This window comes from Oerskovia enterophila (genome assembly GCF_044748475.1).
Classification (GTDB): domain Bacteria; phylum Actinomycetota; class Actinomycetes; order Actinomycetales; family Cellulomonadaceae; genus Oerskovia; species Oerskovia enterophila.
The window spans coordinates 93,218-116,399 of the sequence record NZ_JBIVFZ010000008.1; the positions used below are offsets into that span (position 1 = coordinate 93,218).

The 23,182-nt window shown below is 72.8% G+C and carries 22 protein-coding genes; 6 read left to right on the forward strand and 16 right to left on the reverse strand.

Translation table 11 applies throughout. The features are described 5' to 3' along the window. Positions 1 to 24 precede the first annotated feature (24 nt). Positions 25 to 858, forward strand: a complete 834-nt coding sequence (locus ACIPWA_RS19815; protein WP_400292326.1) for a 2,3-bisphosphoglycerate-dependent phosphoglycerate mutase — start codon at positions 25 to 27, stop codon at positions 856 to 858. Positions 859 to 877: 19 nt separating this feature from the next. Here the strand turns inward: ACIPWA_RS19815 and ACIPWA_RS19820 are convergent, their stop codons facing one another. Genes ACIPWA_RS19820 through ACIPWA_RS19830 form a run of 3 tightly spaced genes read right to left on the reverse strand, consistent with a single transcriptional unit; the run spans position 878 to position 3,263 of the window. After that, positions 878 to 2,041, reverse strand: coding sequence for a hypothetical protein (locus ACIPWA_RS19820; protein ID WP_400292328.1), 1,164 nt, complete (start codon positions 2,039 to 2,041; stop codon positions 878 to 880). Then, a complete protein-coding gene (locus ACIPWA_RS19825; protein ID WP_400292330.1) occupies positions 2,038 to 2,712 on the reverse strand; it encodes a SigE family RNA polymerase sigma factor in 675 nt (224 codons plus the stop codon). The genes ACIPWA_RS19820 and ACIPWA_RS19825 overlap by 4 nt, the downstream gene beginning before the upstream one ends. Further along, positions 2,709 to 3,263 carry a hypothetical protein gene (locus ACIPWA_RS19830; protein WP_056761583.1) on the reverse strand — a complete coding sequence of 185 codons (555 nt, stop codon included), beginning with the start codon at positions 3,261 to 3,263 and terminating at the stop codon, positions 2,709 to 2,711. The genes ACIPWA_RS19825 and ACIPWA_RS19830 overlap by 4 nt, the downstream gene beginning before the upstream one ends. 295 nt (positions 3,264 to 3,558) lie before the next feature. Here ACIPWA_RS19830 and ACIPWA_RS19835 point away from each other — a divergent pair, with 295 nt between their 5' ends. Further along, the gene (locus ACIPWA_RS19835; protein ID WP_400292333.1) at positions 3,559 to 5,343 is read left to right on the forward strand and encodes an AMP-binding protein; all 1,785 of its coding nucleotides are present in this window, start codon (positions 3,559 to 3,561) and stop codon (positions 5,341 to 5,343) included. 103 nt (positions 5,344 to 5,446) lie between these two features. On the opposite strand, the gene ACIPWA_RS19840 is transcribed toward ACIPWA_RS19835, so the two are convergent. Beyond that, positions 5,447 to 5,845 (reverse strand): arsenate-mycothiol transferase ArsC, encoded by a 399-nt coding sequence (locus ACIPWA_RS19840; RefSeq protein ID WP_068708974.1) that lies wholly within the window; start codon positions 5,843 to 5,845, stop codon positions 5,447 to 5,449. After that, entirely contained in the window at positions 5,842 to 7,362 is a 1,521-nt protein-coding gene (locus tag ACIPWA_RS19845) for an FAD-dependent oxidoreductase (protein WP_400292335.1), read from the reverse strand. Before ACIPWA_RS19845 ends, ACIPWA_RS19840 begins: the two co-directional genes overlap by 4 nt. 104 nt (positions 7,363 to 7,466) lie before the next feature. On the opposite strand from ACIPWA_RS19845, the gene ACIPWA_RS19850 reads away from it, so the two are divergent. From ACIPWA_RS19850 to ACIPWA_RS19860, 3 genes are all read left to right on the forward strand, one after another. After that, complete coding sequence (locus tag ACIPWA_RS19850) at positions 7,467 to 7,865, forward strand: ArsR/SmtB family transcription factor (RefSeq protein ID WP_056647403.1); 399 nt, start codon at positions 7,467 to 7,469, stop codon at positions 7,863 to 7,865. Between the two features lie 66 nt (positions 7,866 to 7,931). After that, the gene (locus ACIPWA_RS19855; protein ID WP_056647405.1) at positions 7,932 to 8,426 is read left to right on the forward strand and encodes an SRPBCC domain-containing protein; all 495 of its coding nucleotides are present in this window, start codon (positions 7,932 to 7,934) and stop codon (positions 8,424 to 8,426) included. Continuing rightward, positions 8,423 to 8,740, forward strand: coding sequence for an ArsR/SmtB family transcription factor (locus ACIPWA_RS19860; RefSeq protein WP_200955896.1), 318 nt, complete (start codon positions 8,423 to 8,425; stop codon positions 8,738 to 8,740). Before ACIPWA_RS19855 ends, ACIPWA_RS19860 begins: the two co-directional genes overlap by 4 nt. A gap of 101 nt (positions 8,741 to 8,841) precedes the next feature. Here the strand turns inward: ACIPWA_RS19860 and ACIPWA_RS19865 are convergent, their stop codons facing one another. Beyond that, positions 8,842 to 10,134, reverse strand: coding sequence for a hemolysin family protein (locus tag ACIPWA_RS19865; RefSeq protein WP_400292338.1), 1,293 nt, complete (start codon positions 10,132 to 10,134; stop codon positions 8,842 to 8,844). Between the two features lie 153 nt (positions 10,135 to 10,287). Between ACIPWA_RS19865 and ACIPWA_RS19870 the strand changes: the two genes are divergently transcribed. After that, positions 10,288 to 12,108 (forward strand): glycerophosphoryl diester phosphodiesterase membrane domain-containing protein, encoded by a 1,821-nt coding sequence (locus tag ACIPWA_RS19870; RefSeq protein WP_400292340.1) that lies wholly within the window; start codon positions 10,288 to 10,290, stop codon positions 12,106 to 12,108. 96 nt (positions 12,109 to 12,204) lie between these two features. Here the strand turns inward: ACIPWA_RS19870 and ACIPWA_RS19875 are convergent, their stop codons facing one another. The 10 genes from ACIPWA_RS19875 to ACIPWA_RS19920 all read right to left on the reverse strand — a co-directional run bounded on the left by ACIPWA_RS19875 (position 12,205) and on the right by ACIPWA_RS19920 (position 23,007). Then, entirely contained in the window at positions 12,205 to 12,519 is a 315-nt protein-coding gene (locus ACIPWA_RS19875; protein ID WP_400292342.1) for a hypothetical protein, read from the reverse strand. Between the two features lie 75 nt (positions 12,520 to 12,594). Continuing rightward, positions 12,595 to 13,476 (reverse strand): universal stress protein, encoded by an 882-nt coding sequence (locus ACIPWA_RS19880; RefSeq protein WP_056761617.1) that lies wholly within the window; start codon positions 13,474 to 13,476, stop codon positions 12,595 to 12,597. A gap of 102 nt (positions 13,477 to 13,578) precedes the next feature. Then, positions 13,579 to 14,658, reverse strand: coding sequence for a glycosyltransferase family 2 protein (locus tag ACIPWA_RS19885; RefSeq protein ID WP_056761621.1), 1,080 nt, complete (start codon positions 14,656 to 14,658; stop codon positions 13,579 to 13,581). After that, positions 14,655 to 14,816 (reverse strand): hypothetical protein, encoded by a 162-nt coding sequence (locus ACIPWA_RS19890; protein WP_157257401.1) that lies wholly within the window; start codon positions 14,814 to 14,816, stop codon positions 14,655 to 14,657. The genes ACIPWA_RS19885 and ACIPWA_RS19890 overlap by 4 nt, the downstream gene beginning before the upstream one ends. 223 nt (positions 14,817 to 15,039) lie before the next feature. Further along, positions 15,040 to 17,685, reverse strand: a complete 2,646-nt coding sequence (locus tag ACIPWA_RS19895; protein WP_400292343.1) for a LuxR C-terminal-related transcriptional regulator — start codon at positions 17,683 to 17,685, stop codon at positions 15,040 to 15,042. Between the two features lie 118 nt (positions 17,686 to 17,803). After that, entirely contained in the window at positions 17,804 to 18,391 is a 588-nt protein-coding gene (locus tag ACIPWA_RS19900; RefSeq protein ID WP_400292345.1) for a dienelactone hydrolase family protein, read from the reverse strand. A gap of 109 nt (positions 18,392 to 18,500) precedes the next feature. Next, positions 18,501 to 19,670 carry a cell division protein ZapE gene (gene zapE, locus ACIPWA_RS19905; RefSeq protein WP_200955897.1) on the reverse strand — a complete coding sequence of 390 codons (1,170 nt, stop codon included), beginning with the start codon at positions 19,668 to 19,670 and terminating at the stop codon, positions 18,501 to 18,503. A gap of 150 nt (positions 19,671 to 19,820) precedes the next feature. Further along, positions 19,821 to 20,201, reverse strand: coding sequence for an SHOCT domain-containing protein (locus ACIPWA_RS19910; protein WP_056647432.1), 381 nt, complete (start codon positions 20,199 to 20,201; stop codon positions 19,821 to 19,823). Between the two features lie 170 nt (positions 20,202 to 20,371). Then, positions 20,372 to 21,895 carry an arabinosylfuranosidase ArfA gene (arfA, locus tag ACIPWA_RS19915; protein WP_068708950.1) on the reverse strand — a complete coding sequence of 508 codons (1,524 nt, stop codon included), beginning with the start codon at positions 21,893 to 21,895 and terminating at the stop codon, positions 20,372 to 20,374. Between the two features lie 68 nt (positions 21,896 to 21,963). Further along, a complete protein-coding gene (locus tag ACIPWA_RS19920) occupies positions 21,964 to 23,007 on the reverse strand; it encodes a LacI family DNA-binding transcriptional regulator (protein WP_082849041.1) in 1,044 nt (347 codons plus the stop codon). Positions 23,008 to 23,182: the final 175 nt, after the last annotated feature.

Sequence of the window (23,182 nt, forward strand, 5' to 3'; positions counted from 1 at the left end):
CGCGGGTGTGGTTCGCTGGACGCCATGAGCGCCCCAGCACCCGGAACCCTCGTCCTGCTGCGCCACGGCGAGAGCGTCTACAACGCGGAGAACCGGTTCACGGGGCTGCTCGACGTCGACCTCTCCGACCGCGGCGTCCACGAGGCCGAGCTCGCGGGCGCCCAGCTCGCGGCAGCGTGCGCGCACGACCCGTCGCTCGCGCCGCACCGCGTCCTCACCTCACCGCTCGTGCGTGCCTCGGCGACCGCGGCGATCGTCGCCGCGGCCCTGCCGGGCCCGCCGCCGCTCGTCCCCGAGTGGCGCCTGGTCGAGCGGCACTACGGCGCGTTCACCGACGACCTGCGCGAGTCCGTCCGGGCCGAGTACGGCGAGACGGCCTACTGGGAGTACCGCCGGTCGTTCGACCACCGTCCCCCGCCCGTCGAGGAGGGCAGCGAGGCCGCGGCCCGCGTCGCCGACACGTTCGGCCGTCTGCCCGACGCCGCCCGCTCGGGCATGCGCCGCGACACCGAGTCGCTCGCTGACGTGGTCCACCGGCTCGAACCCCTGTGGGAGGCGACGCGCGAGGCTCTGGATCGCGGCGAGAACCTGCTGGTCGTGGGCCACGGCAACTCGTTGCGGGCGTTCGTCATGCTCGTCGACCGCCTCACGGCCCCCGAGGTCCAGGTGCTCAACGTCCCCACAGGGATCCCGCTCGTCCACCGCTTCACGCGCCAGACGCCCGACGGCGGAGCGCACCCGGGCGGGAAGTCCCGCCCGGGTGCGTCGCTGGTCCCGGTGCACCGCGGCGGCCGCTACCTCGACGCGGACCGCGCCGAGGCGGCTCTGGCCGACCTGGAGCAGCGCGGCGGGACGTGAGCCGTGGCCGTCGGGCTGTTCAGCCCCAGGCGTACGACCGGTCGACTACACAGCGCCTCCAGGTGTCGGGGTCGACACCGAGCTTCTCGGGGGCCTTGGCGCCCATCTCGGTGACGGCGACGGCGCCCTGACCTCGGAGCTCGAGGCACACCGACATCAGGTCTGCGCCCGGCGCGATCTCGTCCAGTGCGGTCGCGACGGAGTCCTCGGGGGTCTCGGTCCTCGGGTCGGTCGAGCCGGCTCCGACCTCACGGGTCTTCGGGTCGAACGTCAGCTCGCACGCGGAGGCCTGGGGTCCGCAGGTCGTGACGACCTCGTTGTGGTTCGTGACCGCGAGCGCGCCACGGAAGGACAGCCGGCCGCCCGGCGGGTCGGCCTGGACCACGTAGAGCTCGAACCCGTCACCGGCCACCGGGAGCGTCGGCACGGCGACCGAGGTGATCTCGCGGTTCTCCGGTCCGGCGATGGGCTCCCAGGTCGCCAGGTAGGTCGTCGTCTCGGCCCACCCTCCGGTCGGTTCGGTGAGGCCCACCAGAAGGTCCCTGCCGGAGGGCGAGGTGAGCACGGCCGAGCCCACCTCGTCGAGGACGACGTGGGCCGGCACGGCCCCTTCACGGAGGCGTCCGAGCTCGCCGTCGTCCCCCACCACCAGCTGGACGTGCTGCACCTCGGCGGGCGCGTAGCCGAGGTCGATCATCTTCTGGATGTGTGCCGGGTCGCTGCCCTCCTGCGTCTCGAGGACCTCACCGGTCTCCGGGTCGACCTGGATGTCGTAGCCGTCCGCGCCGACCTCGACGGTCGAGACGATCAGGAACCGGTCCCCGTGCGCGCCGGTCTCAATCCCTGTGTCGAGCACGACGGTCCCGTCCGGGAGCTCGTAGGTCGCCGCCTCGGCCACGGCCGTGATCCCCGGTGCCACCTCCTGGTGCACCACCTCGGTGCTCAGCGTCTCGTACCCCGCGGCGGGGGCCAGCTCGTGCGCGAGCTCGCCCGGCAGGCCCGTCGCGACCCCGACGCCCACCACGGCGACCGCTGTGAATGCTGCGGCGCCCGTCAGGACCCGGCGCGTCGTGGCCTTGCGGCGGCTGGTCGCCAGGACCACGGGCAGGTCGAGCGTGGACGGGGGGACCGCGTCCGCAGCGGAATGCAGCCGGTCGAAGAAGTCGTCGGTCGGGACGTTCATGAGGTGCCACCCTTTCCGGGCGAGTCGTCGAGGATCGTGCGGAGGCGGGCCAGGGCCCTGGACGCGGTCGACTTCACGGTGCCGACCGGTAGACCGAGCTCGGTCGAGACCTCGGACTCCGAGAGGTCGAGCAGGTGTCGCATGACCACGACACGGCGCTGCTTGAGCGGGAGCTGGAGCAGGGCTCGGACGACGAGGTCCCGGTCGTCCACACCGGCCGGAGCCGTTCTCACCGGGCCACCGCCCCTCGGGGCGACCGCGAGCTCCTCGACGTGCCCCTGGAGGTCCTCGGGCCCGGACAGCACCTCGCGCCGGGTCCGGCGCCAGGTGTCGACCCGCAGGTTCGCGAGGATGCGACGCGCGTAGACGAGCGGGTCTCCGTCGCGCGCCCTGGACCATGCCCGGTAGGTGCGTTCGAACGTCTGCTGCGTGAGCTCCTCGGCGCGGTGCTGGTCGCCGCACAGCAGGTACGCCATGCGGTGCAGCGGGCCCACGGCCTGCTCCATGAAGACCGTGAACTCGGCGTTCCGGGTCGCGTGCAGCACCACGTCCTGCGCGGCGTGGTCACCGTCGAAGTCCGGGTCGAGCGGCTCCGCTGCGTCGCCGTCGGGCACTCGTCGCGGGCCGTCGATCGTGCCGCCGCCCCCCACGAGCGGCAGGACCGCCGTCATGGCAGTACCCCCGCAGGTGCGGGGCGCACCGGGTACGAGCCCCGGGCGGGAAGCCCTGCCGACCGGGACTCGAGCAGCTCGACGTCCCGCACCAGGGCGTCCCGCACGTGCCGGGTCAGGAGCGAACGCTGCTCGGGGGTGAACCTGCTCCGGCCGCCCGCCTCGGATCCCCCCGAGGCGCCGTGCTCCAGCCGGTCGAGCGCCACGACGCGGTCGAGGAGCCTCAGGATCTCGTCCTGTTCGGCGCGGCCCGACACGTGCACGGCCACGACGCGGTCCGCGAGCGCCCGCTGGGCGTCGAGCACGCCGAAGCGCGACCCGTCCAGCACGACCCTGCCCAGCGGTCTGCGCACGACCAGCCACCCCCTGTCGTCGTCGGTGGTCACGACGCGAGCTCCGCGTACTGCGACGTGCCGCGGCACGATCGACCACCAGACGATGATGGCGCACACGGGCAGCGCGACCGCGAGCAGGACCATGCCGAGCATCGGTTGGGGTGAGGACCAGGCCAGGCCGACCGCGAGGAGCGATGCCCCGACGCTTCCGACCACGACCCCGACCGACCCCGCCGGCCCACTGTCCACGAGGTCCCGCAGCCGCCCCCTGACGGCTCGAGACCTCGCAGGCGCGGGTCCGGACGACGTGCTGCTGCCCCCTGCGACCCGTGCGCCGGAACTGCTCGGCGGGGGTCGGTACGTTGTCCTCACGAACGGAACACGCAGCTCCTCCCCCGAAGGTTCCCCCCGGGTGGGAATCAGTTCACATCCTGGGTTCTCCCAGGCCACGCCGAGGTTCCTCGCACGCAGCGCACACATAACCTACGCATCCGTAAGTTACGGTGTAGTAGTGAACACCTTGGCAAAGCAGCCCTGGCTGAGTCGGTACTCCCCAGGGGTTCCCGCAACCGTCGACGTCCCCGACGAGCCCGTGACCGCGGCGCTCGCCCGAGCCGCTGCACGCTGGCCGGACCGGGTGGCGGTCGACTTCTTCGGCGCCACGATCACGTACGCGCGCCTCGCCCAGAAGGTGGACCGCGCAGCGAGCGCCCTGTCCACCCTGGGCGTCGGCCCAGGAGACCGTGTCGCGCTCGTCATGCCGAACTGCACGTCGCACCTCGTCGCGTTCTACGCCGCGCTGCGCCTGGGCGCGACCGTCGTCGAGCACAACCCCACCTACTCGTCCGACGAGCTGGCCCACCAGCTCGCGGACTCGGGCGCCACGGTCGCGCTCGTGTGGCAGAAGGCCGTCCCCGCGGTCCTGTCGGCCCAGCCGCACACCGGGCTCCGCACGGTCGTGTCGGTCGACGTCGCCCGTGACCTGCCCTTCGTCAAGCGCCTCGCGCTGCACCTGCCCGTCGAGGCGGCGCGCACCCAGAAGGCCGCGCTCCGCGGCCCTGCCTCGGCAGGGGTGCCGGACTGGCACCGTCTCGTCGCCGCGGCCGGCCCGCTCGACCCGTCGACGCCGCAGCCCACGGCCGACGACGTCGCGCTCCTCCAGTACACCGGCGGCACCACGGGCACGCCCAAGGGCGCGGTCCTGACGCACCGGAACCTCGTCGCGAACACCGTGCAGGGTCAGGCGTGGGCGTCGTTCCGCGAGGGCGAGGAGACCGTCTACGGGGTCCTGCCGTTCTTCCACGCGTTCGGCCTCATGTTCTGCCTGACGCTCCCGGCGCGGATCGGCGCGACGCTCGTCGCGTTCCCCAAGTTCGACGCCGACTCGGTCCTGGCCGCGCAGAAGCGTCGCCCCGCGACGTTCCTCCCGGGCGTCGCCCCCATGTTCGACCGCGTCGCGGCCGCTGCCGCGAAGGCCCGCGCGGCGGGCAAGCCCGTGGACCTGCACTCGATCCGGCTCGCGTTCGCGGGGGCCATGCCCATCAGCCCGACGACGGCGCGCACCTGGGAAGAGGCGACCGGCGGTCTGCTCATCGAGGGCTACGGCATGACCGAGACGTCCCCCGTGGCGCTCGGCAACCCCGTCTCGGCCGGCCGTCGCCCCGGCACCCTGGGCCTGCCCTTCCCGAGCACCGACATCCGCGTCGTCGACCAGGACGACCCGACGCAGGACGTCGTCCCCGACGAGCACGGCACGGTCCGCGGCGAGCTGCTCATCCACGGGCCGCAGGTCTTCCAGGGCTACTGGAACCGCCCCGAGGAGACGGCCCACCAGCTGCTCGAGGGAGGCTGGCTCCGCACGGGTGACGTCGTGACCGTGGACGCGGACGGCGTGGTCACGCTCGTCGACCGCATCAAGGAGATGATCATCACGGGCGGGTTCAAGATCTACCCGTCGCAGGTCGAGGACCACCTGCGCCTCATGCCCGGCATCCGGGACGTCGCGGTCGTGGGCCTGCCGGGCGAGGGCTCGGACGAGCGCGTCGCGGCGGCGATCGTGCTCGACGAGTCGGAGACGACCGCGAGCGGCCTGCCCGTCGACCTCGCGGCCGTGCGCGCCTGGGGCGAGCAGAAGCTCGCCCGCTACGCGCTGCCCAAGCACCTGTTCGTCGTGCCGGACCTGCCGCGCTCGCAGATCGGCAAGGTGCTGCGCCGCGTGGTCCGCGAGAACGTGCTGGGCAAGCCGACCGACGGAGACGGCTCCCACCCCACGGGCGGCGCGGCCCCGACCGCCTGACCGCGTCCTCTCCAGACGGCACGAGGCACCTCCCGGACCGGGAGGTGCCTCGTGCTGTCTCCGGGGGCAGCTGCGCCCGCCGTGGTGCGGGCCCCAGCCGCCCTCAGCGTTCGAGCAGGTCGCGCACGTGCGCCGCGATGTCGTCGCGCACGAGCCGCATGCGCTCCATGCCCTCGATGCCGCGCAGCGACGGCTCGTCGGTGTCCCAGACGACGACGGGCGTCCCGTCGTCGGTCGTCACCTGGGCGTCGCGCCCGAGGACGACGACGACGTCCGCCGCGGCGACCAGCTCCGGGGTGAGGGGCTGAGGGCGCTCGCCCGACAGGTCGACGCCGACCTCGGCCAGCGCCTCGACCGAGAGCGCGTTGAGGCTCGACCCCGGTGACGTGCCCGCCGAGTCGACCTGGACGTCGGGCGCGATCTGCCGCGCGAGCCCTGCGGCCATCTGCGACTTGCCACCGTTCTTGACGCACACGAACAGGACGGATCGGGGCGCGCTCATCGGGGGTCCTCCTGCTCGTCGGCCGACCGGCCGTGGGCCGTACCGGTCGCGAATCCCAGGCTACCGGCGGGGGCGCCGAACGTGACGAGCACGGGCTCCGGGGACGCCGGGGACGTGCCGCAGCACGAGACCTCGGCGGTCTCGCCGGAGACCGGGTCGAGCGCGAGGTCGGTCGAGCAGACCCCGGTCGCGGGCAGGTCGAGCTGGACCAGGTCCGCGGCCTCCCGGTCGCCCGCGAGCGCCGCGGCGATCGAGCGCACCTGCTCGTAGCCCGTCGCGAGAAGGAACGTCGGCGCCCGGCCGTAGCTCTTCATGCCCACGACGTAGAAGCTGGTGTCGGGGTGGGTCAGCAGGGCCTCGCCGTGCGGCGGGACGGTCCCGCACGAGTGGTGGTTCGGGTCGATCAGGTCGGCGAGAGCGCGGGGCGACTCGACCACCGGGTCCAGGTCGAGCCGGACCTCGCGGAGCATGTCGAGGTCGGGTCGGAAGCCGGTCGCGCCGACGACCGTGTCGACCTCGAGGTCGAGCTCCCCGTCGCGCGTGGCGCCCTGGACCCGGACGGGGCCGGTCGCCGTCGGCACATCGGACGGCGCAGCGGACCGCACGGGAGCGTCAGCCGTGCCGACGGTGCTGGACGTGCCGACGGGCCAGTTCCCACCCGCGGGCTCGACCGGCTCGATCCGTTCGATCGAGGTGCGCGTCGCCAGCGTGACGAGCCCCGACTCGACGGCGTCGCGCAGCCGGGTCCCCAGCAGCCCGCGCGCGGGCAGCTCGTCGTCGGTCCCGCCGCCGTAGAGACGACGCGGAGACCCGCCCCGGACGGCCCAGGTGATGCGCGTGCCGGGCTCGTCGCGGGCGAGCTCGACGAGGCTCAGGAGCGTGTTCGCGGCCGAGTGCCCCATCCCGACGACGAGCGTCCGGCGGCCCGCGAAGAGCGCACGGTCGGTGCCCAGCACGTCGGGCAGCGGCCCCGTCACGGCGGACGACCCGACCTCGCCGAGGGCGGGCAGCCCGCCCGTGCCGACGGGGTTCGGCTGCCCCCACGTGCCGGACGCGTCGAGGACCGCACGGGCGCGCACGTGGTGCGTGGCGCCGTCGGGCCCCAGGACGCGGACCCGGTACGCGAGCCGCTCCCGTCCGAGCGAACGCGTCTTGTCCGCGCCCTCGCGCGAGATCGCGACCACGCGCGACGACGTCCGCAGGCGGGCCGCGATCTGCGGCGTCGCGGCGAGCGGGGTCAGGTAGCGCTCGACGAGCTCGGATCCCGTAGGCAGGGCGTCGGGGTCCGGGGCGGTCCACCCCGTGGCCTCGAGGAGGCGGCGCGCGGCGGCGTCGACGTCGTAGCGCCACGGCGAGAACAGTCGCACGTGGCCCCACGCGGCGACCGCGGACCCCGCCGACCCGCCGGCCTCCAGGACCAGGGGCTCGATCCCCCGCTCGAGCAGGTGCGCGGCGGCAGCGAGCCCCACCGGTCCGGCTCCCACGACGACGACGGGCAGCTCCTCGTGAACGGCCATGGCCTCTCCTTCCTCGGGCGACCCACCGGGCACCAGGCACAGGGATCGACAAACTTCGATGCCTGAACGTATCGAAGAATGTCGATGCGTGGCAAGATGTGGGCATGACGACCTCGATCGCCCCCGCCGACACCCGGGCCGCGGCGTGCTGCGGACCGGACGAGACCGAGGGCACCGCGGCACACGGCACGTCGGCAGGTCCGGCCGACGTCGAGCACCTCGCCCGAACCTTCAAGGCGCTCGGCGACCCGACGCGCGTCCACCTGCTCGCGATCGTCGCAGCCTCGGCAGGCGGCGAGGCGTGCGTGTGCGACCTCGTGGAGCCCGTGGGGCTCAGCCAGCCCACCGTGAGCCACCACCTCAAGATCCTCGTCGACGCCGGACTGCTGCATCGCGAGAAGCGTGGGGTCTGGGCTTACTACGCGCTGGTACCGGGCGCGGCCGAGGGTGTCGCGCGCGAGCTCCTGGGGATCGCGGCACCGAGCGACCCATCTGCAACCTAGGGGTTGCACTCAGGGTCTCCATGTGCAACTCTGAAGTTGCACATGAACCCTTCGAGAGGAACGACCATGACGTCCATCGACCAGCAGGCTGTCATCGACCCCGAGAAGTTCCAGGTGACGCGCACCGTCCTCGTCCACGCGACCCCCGACCGCGTCTGGGCGGCACTGACCCGCGACGACCTCATCGCCCAGTGGTTCGGCCAGAGGGCCTCGCTGCCCGACCTGCGCGTGGGCGGCGAAGGGTCGTTCGGCTTCGACGGGTTCGGCGAGTTCGCCGTCCGCATCGACGAGTACGACGAGCCGGTCGCGTTCGCCTTCACGTGGACCAACCAGCCCAGCACGCCCCTGCGCGACGACAACTCGACCCAGGTCCGGTTCACCCTCGCGGCCGACGGGCCGGGGACGCTGCTCAGCGTCGTCGAGTCCGGGTTCGACCGCCTCGGCGAGGGATCCGCCCACGCCATGGAGAGCAACCGTTCCGGGTGGACCGGCGAGCTGGACGAGCTCGTCGCGTTCCTCGAGAGCGCCCACCAGGCCGTCCCCGACGGACGGACGGCATGAGCACCTCGTCACTGGCCCCCGTGTTCGCCGCGCTCGCCGACGACACCAGGTGGCAGCTGCTCCAGGAGCTCGGGCGGGCGGACCTCTCGGCCTCCGCACTGGCGTCGCGCCTGCCCATCTCCCGGCAGGCGATCGCCAAGCACCTCGCGGTCCTCGCCGAGGCCGGGCTCGTCGAGCCCGTGCGGGTCGGTCGCGAGGTGCGCTACCAGGCCGTCGGGTCCCGCCTCACCGAGACGGCCCGAGCCCTCGACGCGATCGGCGCCACGTGGGAGCGGCGCCTCGACACGATCCGCAGGATCGCGGAAGCGCCGTAGCCCTCCGGTGGCGTGGCGCGTTCCCCGAGCACACCCGGGGCGCGCGCCGCACCGCCGTCACCAGGAGGCGTCGTTGCCCCTGCGCCCGGCCCGCGCCCACGTCAATCCTCCAGGCCCCTCTCCGATAGCGCCGTGACCGTCACCTGACGGATGCGCCGGTCCTCGACCGCGCTCACGGTCAACCGGTGCCCGGGCAGGTCGACGGCGTCTCCGACCGCACCCAGACGCCCCAGACGCGCGATGACGTACCCGGCGACGGTCTCGTACGGGCCGTCGGCGAGCCGGATGCCGCTCTGGTCGGCGAACGCCTCGAGCGTGAGGCCCGCGTCGAAGCTCCCCCGGGCCAGGGGCTCGTGGGCGAGGTCGTACTCGTCGCGGATGTCCCCGACGAGCTCCTCGACCAGGTCCTCGAGCGTGACGATCCCGTCCGTTCCCCCGTACTCGTCGACGACGATCGCGAGGTGGACCCCGGTCCGCCGCATGAGCGACAGCGAGGGCAGCAGCTGGTTCGTGCCGGGCAGCTCGAGCACGGCACGTGTCACGTCGCGCACGGTCCGCGGCACGCCCGTCGGGGCGTCGTCGTGAGCGTCGAGGAGGTCGCGGACGTGCAGGAACCCGACGACGTCGTCGAAGTCCTCTCCCGTGACCGGGTAGCGCGAGTAGGGCTGGGTCCGCACGACCGTGGCCGCCTCGACGAGCGGGAGGTCGGCGGACAGGAAGACGACCTCGCCGCGTGGCCGCATGGTCTCGACGACCGACCGTCCGGCCGCCGAGAACACGTCGGTGAGGATCTTCCGCTCGTCCTCGGGCAAGGCCTCGTGCGCGATCACGAGGTCCCGCAGCTCCTCCTCGGTCATCTGCTCGCTCCGCGCGGTCGGGTTGCCGCCCAGCAGGCGCACCACCAGGTCCGTGGACCGCGACAGCAGCCAGATGACCGGCCGCATCGCGGTCGCGAACCGGTCGAGCGGCGGCCCGACGACGACCGCGACCTGGGCGGACCGCTGGAGCGCAATGCGCTTGGGGACCAGCTCGCCCAGCACCAGCGACAGGTAGGAGATGACGAGCGTCAACGCCACGAGCGAGACGGTCGATGCGAGCCCGGTCGGCAGCCCGAGCGACTCGAGCGCCGGGACGAAGTCCGGGGCGAGGGTCGACGCGCCGTAGGCCGCAGACAGGAAGCCGGCCACCGTCACGCCGATCTGGACAGCGGCGAGAAACCTGTTGGGGTCGCGGGCCACCCCGGCGACCCGCTTGCCCCGCGGCCCTTGCTGCTCAAGCTGCTTGATCTGCGAGTCGCGCAACGAGACCAGTGCGAACTCGGTCCCGGCGAAGACGCCTCCGACCAGCACGAACACGAGGACCAGCCCGATGTTGAGCCAGGTTCCGGAGTCCATGGGCCGTCTCTCTCAGCTCGTGGGCGGGTCATGAGCACGTGGTACTGCACAACGAAGCCCGGCTCCGTGGAGTTCCTTCCCACGGCCCGGCGGGTGGCGGTCGCGGGAGGCCCCCCTGCCAGCCCGCTGCCTCCTGTGGCCTAGGCTCGCGGGGTGAGGACCGTGCGCACCTGGCCGACCCTGGGCGCCGCGCTGACCTACCTCGGGACCTCGTTCGGCACGTACCTCAAGGCGATCCTGCTGCTGCAGGGCGTGAGCGTGCTGCTCGTCTTCCCGGCGCTCGCCTGGCTGTTCGAGCTCGCGCTCGACCAGGCAGGGGTAGAGGCCGTGACCCAGCGGACGCTCGGTCAGGTCCTGCGCTCGCCCGCGACCGACCTGCTGATCCTCCTCATCGCAGCCCTCGCGTGCCTCGTGGTGCTCGTCCAGGTGGGGGCGCTGCTCGTGATCGCCCACCGCCTCGCGCACCGCGAGCCGGTCACGGTCCGCACGGTCGCCCGCGACCTGCTCGTGGCGGCGCGCAAGCTCCTCAGCCCGCAGGTCCTGCTGTTCGTGCCCTACTTCTTCGTGGTGCTGCCGCTCGGCAACGTCGGGATCGTGGCGACGGTCGTGCGCGGGATCCGCATCCCGCGGTTCGTCGTGGGCTCGCTGCTCGAGACCGACGCCGGGACGTGGCTCTACTACGGCTTCCTCGCCGTGGTGCTCTACCTGAACCTGCGCCTGGTGCTCACGCTCGCGGTGTTCGTGACGAGCGACGCGTCGGTCGCGGCCTCGATGGCGACGAGCTGGCGCCTCACGCGCTGGCACACGTGGCGGTTCGTGGTGCTCTTCGGGATCGTGCTCGCGGTCGCGGCGACGTTCCTGGTGGGCGTCGTGAACGTCGGCCTGGCCCCGACGCGCTTCACCGACCGCGTCGCACCCGACGCGTCCCCGCTCGTCGCGGGGTTCTCGCTCGCGGTGGTGCAGATCGCGGTGTTCGTCGTGACGGGCTTCGTTGCCGCAATGCTCGCCCAGGTCGTGGTGGTCGCGCTGGGCGTCCGCCAGGGCGAGGGGCCCGACGGCGGAGCGATCCACTCCGCGCCCGCCGAGCCGGTCGCGGCCCGCCTGCACGGACCGCGATGGGTGCGTGTCGTCGTCGGGATCGCGGGCGTCGTCGCCCTCGCCGTCCTCTCGGTCCACAACACGTCGGTCATGACGGACATCGGCAACCGCAGCGAGACGCAGGTGATCGCGCACCGCGGGTACCCGTCACGCGGCGTCGAGAACACGATCCCTTCCCTGGAGGCGGCAGCCGAGGCACGCGCGGCGTACGTCGAGATCGACGTGCAGCAGGCCGCCGACGGCGGCATCGTCGTCGTCCACGACACGAACCTCGCGCGCCTCGCCGGCGTCGACCGCGACGTCTACGACCTGACGACTCCCGAGCTCACCGCGACGACCGTCCGGGCCCGGGGGCACGAGGCGTCGATCCCGACGCTCGAGGCGTTCGTCGACCGCGCCCAGGAGCTCGGCGTCCCGCTCCTCGTCGAGATCAAGCCCCACGGCCGCGAGTCCCCCGGGTACGTCGAGGACGTGGTCGCGCTGCTCCAGGCCAAGGGCGTCGCCGGCACGTACCTGGTGCAGTCGCTCGACAAGGACGTCGTCGAGCAGGTGGAGTCCCTCGCCCCGGAGATCGGGACGGGATACGTGCTCCCCGTGAACCTCGGGCGGCTGCCGGCGACGACCGCCGACTTCGTCGCGGTCGAGGAGTCGTCGTTCACGCCGTCGCTGCTCGCCGAGGCGCACGCGGCAGGCACGAAGGTGTTCGTCTGGACGGTCGACGAGCCCGCCGCGATGCGCGGCTACGTGCGCGAGGGGGTCGACGGGATCATCACGGATCTCCCGGAACGGGCCGCGCAGGAGCGGGACGCCGTCGTCGCCGACACCACGCTGTCCTCGCGACTGGAGGACGCGGTCCACGGGATCCTGTCGTGGTGAGCCGGGCGCGCGGTGTCCCCCGCTGGTGAGCAGCCCGTCGTGGCAGCCGGCTGGGACGTGCCGCAGCGCCTGGACGTCGTCTGGCGCTGACCGCGCCTACTGCGAGCCGCGACGCCGCGAACGGGCCAGGAGACCGGCTCCGGCACCGAGCGTGCCCAGCGCCGCCGCGGCGGTGGCCGCCGCCCCAGCGCCCGTCCCCGCCAGACCGTCGCCGAGAACGACGTCCGGCGCCGGCTCGTCGGGACCCAGGGGGTCGACGTCCGGCGCCGGCTCGTCGGCGACGGGTGTCGCCGCGACCCCGGCGAGGGGGGACGACGGGACAGCCACGTCCTCGGGGACGGCCTGCGCGACGGCGGGCACCGTGGTGAGCAGCAGCGTCAGGGCTGCTGCCGGGATGGTCGAGCTCTTCATGGTCGGCTCCTCCTCATGTGTGAGAGCGCCCGCAGGGCCGAGCACAGGTCCGGCGCGCGAGCGGCAGGACGACCATCAGTCCTGGGCGTGCACCACCATGACGGGCCCGGTCGCGCGGTGCAGCACCGACTGGCTGACCGAGCCCAGGACCGGCCCCAGCACCCTGCCGTGGCCCCGCGAGCCGAGCACGACGAGCGACGCCGTCGACCCGGCGACCTGAGCGATCGCGTCGGTGGGCACCCCTTCGACGACGTGGGTGCGAACCTCCAGGTGCGGCCCCATGGTGCGGGCCGTCCGAGCCGCCTCCCCGACGACTCGCTCGGCGCGCTCCACGTACGCCGGCCGAAGGTCGACCGGTGGTGCGAGGGGGCCGACCAGAAGATCCGCCGGGACGAGGTACGCCGAGACGAGCTCGAGGGGCACTCCCCGAAGCACTGCCTCGCGCGTACCCGCGCGCACCGCGGCCATCGAGTGCGGGGTGCCGTCGACCCCGACGACGACGGGCCCGGCGGTGGAGTGCTCCGTCCCCGGCGGGACCACGACCACGGGCACCGTCGAACGAGCGGCTACCCGGGTGCTGACCGACCCCAGGAACAGTGCACCGGACGCTCCCAGTCCTCGTGAGCCCACGACGACGAGCCCGGCCCCGTCCTGCGCCTGGTCCAGGAGCACGGAGGCCGCAGGTCCTTTGCAGGCCCAGGTCTCGACCGGGACCTCGGGTGCCGTCTCTCGCACGAGATCACCCGCACAGTCGAGTGCGACGTCGGCCTCCTCCTCGAGAGCGATCGGCGGCAGGCAGAAGCCGCCCGCGAAGACCGGGTCGTAGGTGGGGTGCGGGCAGGCGTGGATCACATGCAGCGGCGCCCCGCGCAGGCGGGCCTCGTGCACCGCCCAGATCAAGGCGTCCCTGCTCGTGCTCGAACCATCGATCCCGACGACGACGGGTTGGACGTCCACGACTTCTCCTTTCCTCGGCAGGCACTCACGGCCTGTCCTCTCTGCTTGTTCTTCACGGGTCGGCCGACGACGCCGGCCCCCTACGGCGTCGGGTACTTAGGTTCAGGTCCCTGCAGGAGCGGCGCTCGTGTGCTGGACGTGGTGCCATCCCGCGTCTCGAGCGGTCGCGGCCAGGAAGCAGGCACGGACGAACGCGAGCTGCAGGAACAGGTCGTAGCCGAGCTCGGGCAGCACGAGCGACGCGAGCACGCGCGCACGCGGCCCGGCGCCCCAGACCGTCACGAGTCGCTCAGCCACGAGCACCCCGCCCACCGCGAGCCAGAACGGGACGAACCGGAAGGCCCCGGCCGCCACCGTGAGGGCGGTGAGGACGACGAGGCTCATGAGCATGAGCGCCCCGAGCGCGATCATCGCCTGCTGCCCCACGTACCGCGCAGTGACCCGGGTGAACCCGTAGGCACGAAGGTTGTCAAGCATCCCCTTGTACCAGCGCACCCGTTGGCGGTGCAGGTCCCGAGCCGTCGGCATGAGCTCGGTCGTGCACGACATGCTCGTCGGGGAGGCGAGACCGTGTCCGAGGGTGCGCAGCGCGAGCGTCAGCTCCGAGTCCTCGGTGATGGCTCCCGGGTCGTAGACGGCCCCCGGGGGACCGGGAAGCCGCGCCCCACGGTGCCGTGCGACGTCGGCGAGCGCCTCGGTCCGGATGAGCGCGGCCGTCCCCGTGAGCACCGCGGTCCGCCCGGTCACGTCGATCTGCACCGCATAGCGCTCGTACTCGTTGGACTGGAGCTGCTCGAGCAGGGACCGCGGAGGCGTGCCACGGAAGACCCCTCCGACCGCGCCCAGGTCGGGACGTCCGTCGAGCAGTGCGAGCCCTTTCTCGACGAACGTCGGGGCGATCGAGGTGTCGGCGTCGAGGACCAGGACGTTCTCCGCGTCCACGGCGGACAAGGCCTGGTTGAGCGCCCCGGCCTTGCGGCCGGTGTTGCCCACGGTCTCCATGACGTCCGCCCCTAGCGCTCGTGCGACCTCGACGGTCCCGTCGGTGCTGTTGTCGGACACGACGAGCACGCGGTCGACGGGACGCGTCTGGGCCCGCAACGAGGCCAGGGTCGCGGGGAGCGCCTCGGCCTCGTCGTGCGCGGGGACGAGGGCGACGACTCGCGGAGCCGGCCGGCTCATCGCTGCGAGGCGTGCCGCCTGTGCAGCACGCGCGCGGTCGTCACGAGGGCGAGGCCTGCCACGATCAGTGTCCAGGCGCCCACCACGGTGTACCCGGTGGCCATCGCTCCTGTGGCCGCGAGCGCCGTTCCTGCCTGGGTCGTACCGAGCTGGTACATGGTTCCACCTCCGTTGTTTGGCTGGTGGAACCACCGTGCCCGAGCGAAGGCGGGGCTCAGGGCGGTCCGGGCACGGTCTGAGCGGACAGGGACGGCACGGTGAGCACGCCGCCTCGATCCGTGGGGTACGCGAGACGCGGGGCGTAGGGACCGGCCCCGGACGAGACGCCGAGACGCGTCGTGCCCGACGCCCGCGGGGCAGCTGCACTCCCGGACCGAGCGGCTAGAGCAGCCCGCCGATCTCCTCGCGTGAGCCGACACCGAGCTTGCGGAAGATCCGGTAGACGTGGTTGTCGACCGTCCTCTCGCTGACCACGAGCTGCTCGGCCACCTCGCGGTTGCTCAGTCCTGCCGCGACGAGCCGAGCAACCTCCAGCTCCCGCGCACTGAGCTCCTCGGTGGGGGTGAGCGCGGAGACCAGCAGGTCCAGCTCCTCTCCGGCGCTCGCCACCCGGGCTCGCAGCCGGGACGACTCCTCCGTCACCCGCGCCGTCGCTCCGTCCGCGCGGAGGATCCTGATCGCGACGACGTGGGCGCGGACGGCGAAGGTGACGAGCTGTCGTTCGAAGAGCTCGTCGACCGAGAGCAGGAGCTTCTCGACCGAGCGGTCGGCCGCGGCCCGCAGGTAGCGTCCGAGCGCGGGAAGAAGACTCCCCTGCGCCTCGACCGCGAGCCCGGCGACCCGCTCGGCACGACCGGCGTCCGGCCAGAGGTCCACGAGGATCGCCGCGTCGAACGTCGCCGCGAGGACATAGCCGCGATCGGCGAGCGACGAGACGTGATCCCATGCCGATCGCCCGGCCTCTCGCGCGTCGCGACCCGACTCCAAGGCCAGTGCGACGAGGAGTGGTGCCGGGCGCGCCAGGGGGGAGAACGCTGCCTCGAGCCGCATCGCATCGAGCTGGGAGACGAGCGACCGCGCACTGGGGACGTTCCGCTCGAGGAGCGACAGAGCGGATGCGAGGGCCAGCAGGCCGGCCCGGGTCGTCGGTCGCAGCGGCGCGGGAGCGCCGATCGCGAAGATGCTCGTCAGGTGCTCGCGCAGGGCTGTGAGCCGTCCTTGCAGGAAGAGCCCGAGCGCGACCACGTAGCCCTGCGGCTCGATCTGTCCCGGCTCGAGCGTCCCGCGCGCTTCGTCGAGGAGGCGCATTGACCGGTCTGTCGCCATCACGATCTCGCCCGAGACGAGCTGAGCCTGAGGCACGAGCGACGCGGTGTCCTGCCGCGGCGACGTCTCGGGCAGAGACACTGCGGAGAACTCCTGCCAGGCATCGACGGGGCGTCCCTGCGCGAGGAGCGACTCGCCCCGGACGAGCCGGACCACGTCGGCGACCTGGGTCAGGATCCCACCCGGTGCTGCCAAGGACTCGTCGTCCACCGGGTACGGCGCAGGAGCGGCCTCGTACCCCGTCGGAGAGCTGCCATGACCCGGCACCTCCGGTCCCGCGTCGCCCGGCCGCTCGAGGGCGACGACGAGCAGGACGTGCCGGGCGATCGCGTCGAAGAGCGAGGACTCGCGCTCCTCGACAGACTCGGAGAGCCGGGCGAGATCCGCCAGCGCCCCTTCCGGGTCGTGGAGCACGAGCGCCTGGTACCCCGCTTCCCAGGCCCGCACGAACGCGACGTACCGGCGGGGCTCGGTCCCGTCGTCCCGCCGCGACTCGTCGAGGACCTCCCGGAGGATGCCCGGCGGGGCGCCGTCGGTCAGGAGCGCGTCGAGGTACAGCACGGTGTTCCGGCTCGTCGGCTCGTGCCGCCACGCGTCGCGGCTGACGAGGAGACGGGTCGCAGACCGCTCGCGCAGGATCCGGCCGAGGATCGCCGAGGACTCGGGCGACGACGACCAGCGCATCGGCGACCCGAGGACGGGGCGCCGGAACGTCGCCTCGACGTCGCCCCCCGGGTCCAGCGTGGCTCCGATCGCGTCCAGAGCACGGGCCCCTCGCGCGTCGTGCCCGATGTGGCGAAGGTGCTCCGCCAGCAGCGGAGGGAACAGCACGACGAGGGACCTGTCCTCCTCCTCGACGAAGCGCACCAGCCCGTGGTCGTCGAGAGCGACCACGACCGACCACGGGAGCAGCCGCCGGACAGCCCTGACCTCTGACGGCCCGAGGACCGAGAGGATCCGCAGCCCGTCGCGCTCGTCGTCCCCCAGACCGTCGAGCAGGCGCTCGACGGTCACGGCAAGGGCCGGGGTCCACAGGTCACGCCGCGAGACCCATCCTCCCGACTGCTTCGTCAGGTGCCCGGCCCGTCGGGCCTCGAGCACGATCGACCGGGCGATGCCGGGCAGGCCCCCGGACAACGCGTAGACGCGGCCCGCCACGTCGGAGTCCACCTGCCCTCCGAGCAGCTCGGACATCAGGCGGTGCACCTCCTCGAACGGCAGCACGGGGATCCCCAGCACCGTGGCTTCGCGCCCGGCCAGCACGCGCTCGACCGGTCCTGTCCCAGGGAACGGCGGGCGCACGGTCGCCACGACGCTCGCACCTCGACGGGCGACGACGGCGCCGATCACCGCCGCCGACGCGTCGTCGAGCGCCTCGACGTCGTCGAGCAGGAAGAGCGTCCGCCCGCCCGAGGCCGCCCGGGTCACCCCGTCGACCGCGGCCGCCATCGCGCCCAGCGAGCCCGTGGGACCGGTGACGAAGCCTGCGAGGACGAGCGACTCGAGAGGTCGCTCGGCGCCTCCGCCGAGCCCGGGGACCGACACCACGCTCCACCCGTCGTCGTCCGCCGCGTCCCGCACCTGCGCGAGTAGCGTGGAGCGTCCCGACCCCGGGAGCCCGACCACGGTGACGGACGTCCCGGCCTCGACCGCGCGGCGGACGACGTCGAGGACGGGCGCGCGAGAGACGGGTGCGCTCATCGATCAACCATAGGGAGCGAGGTGCGACCCTGCCTGCGGTGCGCTCGGCCGTGCTCTTCGAGGCACGCGCGGCTCAAGGCCGCAGCGGACCGGCGGGGCCGTCACCGCCCGGGGCTCGTCAGGCCCCGATCCCGTCGAGGAACCTGATGACCCGCTCGGTGAGCAGGCGCGCCGCGTGCTCGTCGTAGGACGGCAGGCTCGCGTCGGCGAACAGGTGCTGGTCCCCCGGGTAGAGGAAGAGCTCGGCCTCGCCCGGTGCTGCCTCGACCAGGGCGCGGGCCGCATCGAGGTCTCCCTCGTCCACGAAGAACGGGTCGGCGTCCATGCCGTGGACCTGCACCGGCACGCCGAGCGGCCACCCGTCGTCGCTGAACTCGGACGTAGGCACGCACGAGGAGAAGAGCAGCGCGCCCCGGGCGCCCTCGCGGGTCTGGGCGAGCATCTGCGCGGGCACCACGCCGAGCGAGAACCCTGCGAACACCAGCTCCTCGGGCAGCCCGTCGGCCACGGCCACGCCGCGCTTGCGGATCGTGTCGAACCCGATCTCCCTCACGTACGCCATACCGCTGTCGATGTCGGGGAACGTCCTGCCCTCGTAGAGGTCCGGCAGGTAGACGGTGTTGCCCGCCTCGCGGAGGGTCTCGGCGAACGCCTCGACCCCGGGCGTCAGTCCGAGCGAGTGGTGGAAGAGCAGTACCTCGGCCATGTGCGGGTTCCCTCCGGTCGCTGGCGCCGGGGCGGCGCCGCCTCCCCGATCATCGCGCAGGACACCCACACGTGCCGGGTGTCGTGCACCGCCGGTCCCGCGGTCCCCCTCACCGCCCGGGAGCCACCGGCCCCAGCCGCCGCAGCAGCGCGAGGCGGCTCGCGGTCCGCTCGACGTCGAGCGCCACGCCCTCCTCGCCGTGGCGGCGGAGCGTCTCGTCGGGATCCTGGTGGGCCAGGACGTGCAGCGGCACGTCACGGTCGCACAGCACGTCGACGAGGTTCGCGAACCGTTGCCCCGTGTCGGGGGCCTGCGCGCCCAGGGCGGGGACGCCGTCGAGCACGACCGTCCCGAAGCGCTCTGCGAGGTACAGGACGTCCGAGACCGCGGTGCGCCCCGCGCACCAGTGCCCGAACCCGAGCCACGCGACGTCCCCCCGGACGGCGAGGACCGGGTGCTCGCGCGAGCCGATGCGGACCGTCGTCGCCTCTGCCGGCCCAGGGCGGTCGAGCCCCGCGGCCGCGAGCCGGGCATCCGTGGCGGGCCACACGAACGAGCCGCCCCGGAAGCCGGCCACGTCCTCGCTCGGCGCTCGCCGGTGGTCGCGGTGCCCGCCGACCTCGACGACGTCGAGCCTCGCGGTGAGCAGGTCGATCGTCGGGACGAACAGGTGGTGGTACGCGGGGCTCGGCATGAGGCCCGACGGCGGGTAGTTCGACGTCAGGACCACCCGCACGCCGCGCGCGTCGAGCGTCCGCACGGCGCGCGCGACGAGCATGGCGTCGCCCGCGTCGTGCACGTGGAACTCGTCGAAGCAGACCAGGTCGGCGTCCCCGAGGATCGCGTCGAGCGCGGCGTCGATCGACCCGCGGTGGAAGCGTTCGCCGTGCAGGCGGCGCAGGAAGTCGTGGAAGTGCACGCGCACCGCGCGGGTGCCGGGGCCGCGACCGCTACCGCTGCCGCTGCCGAGGGCGAGCCGACCCACGGTCGCGTGGAACACGTCCATGAGCCAGGTCTTGCCCCGGCCCACGGGCCCCCAGAGGTAGAGCCCGTTCAGCCCGCCAGGGGCAGGGTCGGCGAGCCGGGCCGCGAGGGCGTCGAGTGCCTCGACCGCGGGAGCCTGGCCGGGATCGAGGGAGAAACCACGTCGCGCGGCGTCCTGCCCGACGGCGTCACGCACCGAGCGCGACGGTCGGTCGCCCTCGTCGAGGGTCGGGGGACGCGTCGGGTGGCCGGCCGGGAGATCGCGCGAGTCGCCCGTCGCCAGTTCCTCGTCCACGCGTCGAGGGTACGCGAGCCTCCTGGGCGTACCTGGACGCAGCACGGACCGATCGTCAGAAGTGAGCCGGGTGGAACCCCGGGGTACTTCTGACGACCGGTCCGTGGTGCTGCTGCTCGCGCCGCAGCGGGCGAGCCCGTGGTGCGAAGGTCAGGCGAGCGCCTTGGCCTTGAGCGACGCGAACTCGTCGGGCGTGATGGTGCCCGCGTCGAGCAGCGACTTGGCCGTGGCGATCTGGTCGGTCGGTGACTGACCACCCGTCGCGACCTCGCGGATGTACGAGTCCGCCTGCGCCTTGGCGGCGCTGGCAGCGGCGAGCTGTCGCTCGGTCATGCCCTTGCCGCGGGCGATGACGTAGATCAACGCCGTGAGGAACGGGAAGATGACCAGCGCGACGATCCACAGCGCCTTCCACCACCCGTTGAGCGTGTGGTCACGGAAGAGGTCCCCGAGGATCTGGAACAGAACCATCAGGTAGGCGATGAAGACGAAGGACCAGATGAGCAGCCAGAAGAAGTCCCAGAAATCCATGTGAAGCCCCGTTCGGAGTGCCGTCAGCGCTCGCGGCGCGCGAGGACGCTGACGTCAGGCTACTGAGGGGACGTTGTGCGCGCGCGGTGAAGAGACGTCGAATCCGGGTGAACTCGCTCAGACCTGCCGACTCCCCCGCATGCGGGACTTTCCCGCCACCGACCGCTGGGTCAGCCCTGCGCCTCGCGAGCGACGAGCAGCACCGTGGACCACGAGACCGCGGGCAGCTCGACCGTCAGGACGCCGCCCTCGACCGACAGGTCCTCCCGGGCGACGGGCACCACGCGGTCCGGCTCGTCGGCCGTGTTGGCGTCGTACGGGTCCTCGCTCGTGAGCGTCGAGGCCTCGGACACCACGAGCGCTCCGAACGCGGCGAGGTCCACATCGACGGTGACGGGCTCCGTGGGGTTGCGGTTGACCAGGAACACGGCGAGCCGCCCGGCCTCCTCGTCCCACGTCGCGACCGCGTCGACCGAGGGGACGTCGCCGTGCTGCGCGGTCGGGAACGTCGGCGAGACCGGCTCGACGCGCAGGACCGTGCCCTGCGCGAGCGCCGACGCCTGCGCGAACGGGTAGAAGATCGTCTGGCGCCACGCCCGCCCGCCGGGCTCGGTCATGATCGGCGCGATGACGTTGACGAGCTGCGCCTGGCTGGCCGAGGTCACGCGGTCGCTGTGCCGCAGCAGCGAGACGAGCATGTTGCCGACCACGACCGCGTCGGCCGCCGAGTACCGGTCTTCGAGGAGCACCGGGCCCACGGGCCAGTCCGCGCCCTGCGGGGGGACCGACGCCGCACGGGACTGGTACCAGACGTTCCACTCGTCGAACGAGAGGTCGATCTGCTTGTCGGACTTCTTGACGGCCTTGACGTGGTCTGCGGTCGCCACGACCGAGTCGACGAACCGGTCCATGTCCACCACGGAACCCAGGAACGAGTGCAGGTCGTCGCCCTTGATCTCGTAGTACCGGTGCACCGAGATGTAGTCGACCTCGTCGTAGGTCTCGGTCAGGACGACGCGCTCCCACTCGCCGAACGTCGGCAGGTCGGGAGCCGACGACCCGCACGCGACGAGCTCGAGGCGGTCGTCCACGAGGCGCATCGCGCGGGCCGTCTCGGACGCGAGGCGCCCGTACTCGGAGGCCGTCTTGTGCCCGACCTGCCACGGACCGTCCATCTCGTTGCCCAGGCACCACATCGTGATCCCGAACGGCTCGTCGGCGCCGTTCGCACGACGTCGCTCGGAGAGCGCCGTACCGCCCGCGATGTTGGTGTACTCGAGCAGGTCGAGGGCCTCCTGGACGCCTCGGGTCCCCAGGTTCACGGCCATCATGGGCTCGATCTCGGCCTTGTCCGCCCAGCGGAGGAACTCGTGGAGCCCGAACGTGTTGGGCTCGAGCGTGTGCCACGCCAGGTCGAGCCGCGCGGGGCGGTCCTCGACCGGCCCCACACCGTCCTCCCACCGGTAGCCCGAGACGAAGTTCCCGCCCGGGTACCGGACGGTCGAGACCCCGAGCTCGCGGACCAGGTCCAGGACGTCCCCGCGGAAGCCGTCGGCGTCCGCGGTCGCGTGCCCCGGTTCGTAGATCCCGGTGTAGACGCAGCGCCCCAGGTGCTCGACGAACGAGCCGAACGTGCGGCGCGAGACGGGCGCGACCCGGAAGTCGGGGTTGAGGACCATTCGGCCGGCGAGCATGGGGGAACTCCGTTCGGGACGAGGGATAGGGCACAAGGGTGCAGGGGCGGACCGTCCGGCCCGACGGGTCAGGAACGCGGCCCGGGAGGCACCGAGGTGCTGGCGCGGACCACGAGCTCGACCGAGACCTCGTGGACCTTTCCGGGGGTCGGCCGGCGGCCGGCGATCTGCTCGAGCAGCAGGTCGACGCAGAGCTGGCCGACCTGGTCGAAGTGCTGACGGACGGTCGTCAGGGGCGGCCACACGTACTCGGCCACGTCGATGTCGTCGAAGCCCGCGACGGACACGTCTCCGGGGATCGAGATGCCCCGCTCCTGGAAGGCTCGCATGAGCCCCATCGCCATCTGGTCGTTGGCGCAGAGGATCGCCGTGATCTCGTCCGGGATCCTGTCGGCGAGGACCGCTCCCAGGCGGTAGCCCGAGGCCGGCGTCCAGTCGCCGTGGTAGACCGGCGGGACGGGGGCGCCGTTCGCGACGAGGGCGGCCTCCCACGCGTCGCGGCGGACACGGGTCGCGTTGCCGTTGGGCGGGCCGGCGACGTGCCACACGGTCTTGTGACCGAGCCGGAGCAGGTGCTCGACGGCCTTGGTCACGCCACTGGCCTGGTCCGTCATGACGAGCGGGTAGGACGTCTCGAGGACGTCGTCGGTCACGACCACGGGCACGCCCGGTGCGAACATCACGGACGAGCGCTCGAGGATCTCGCTCTCGACCACGATCAGCCCGTCGACGTTCTGCGCGGCGAGCTGGGCCATCGCTGCGCTCACGCCGCCCGCCGTCGGGCTGTCGAGCGAGATGAGGTTGGTCGAGTACCCGTGCGCCTTGGCCGCGAGCGCGAGCGCCTCGACCGTCTTGACGTCGCCGAAGCGCGAGAGCGAGAACGCGACGACGCCGATCGCGCCGAAGCGTCCCGTCGTCAGGGCCCGGGCGGCGGCGTTGGGCCGGTAGCCGACGGAGCGCATGGCCTCGAGGACCTTGGTGCGGGTCGACGCCTCGACGTTCGGCGAGCCGTTCGAGACGCGCGAGACCGTCTGGGGCGAGACGCCCGCGACCGCTGCGACGTCGACCATGGTCGGCACCCTGCCGTGCCTCGTCGCGGGTGAATCGGTCATGAGGGTCGCACTCCTTCGTTCCGGACCTGTGGGCAGAACTGTAGCCGACATCACGGTTGCGCAACCATTCGTCACGCCTTGTAGCGCCCACTCCCCTTCTGTGCACGACGCCGAAGCGGCTTGACCGCTCGGAAATCCCGTGTGATGCTGGGCACCAAGCGCATGGTTGCGCAAA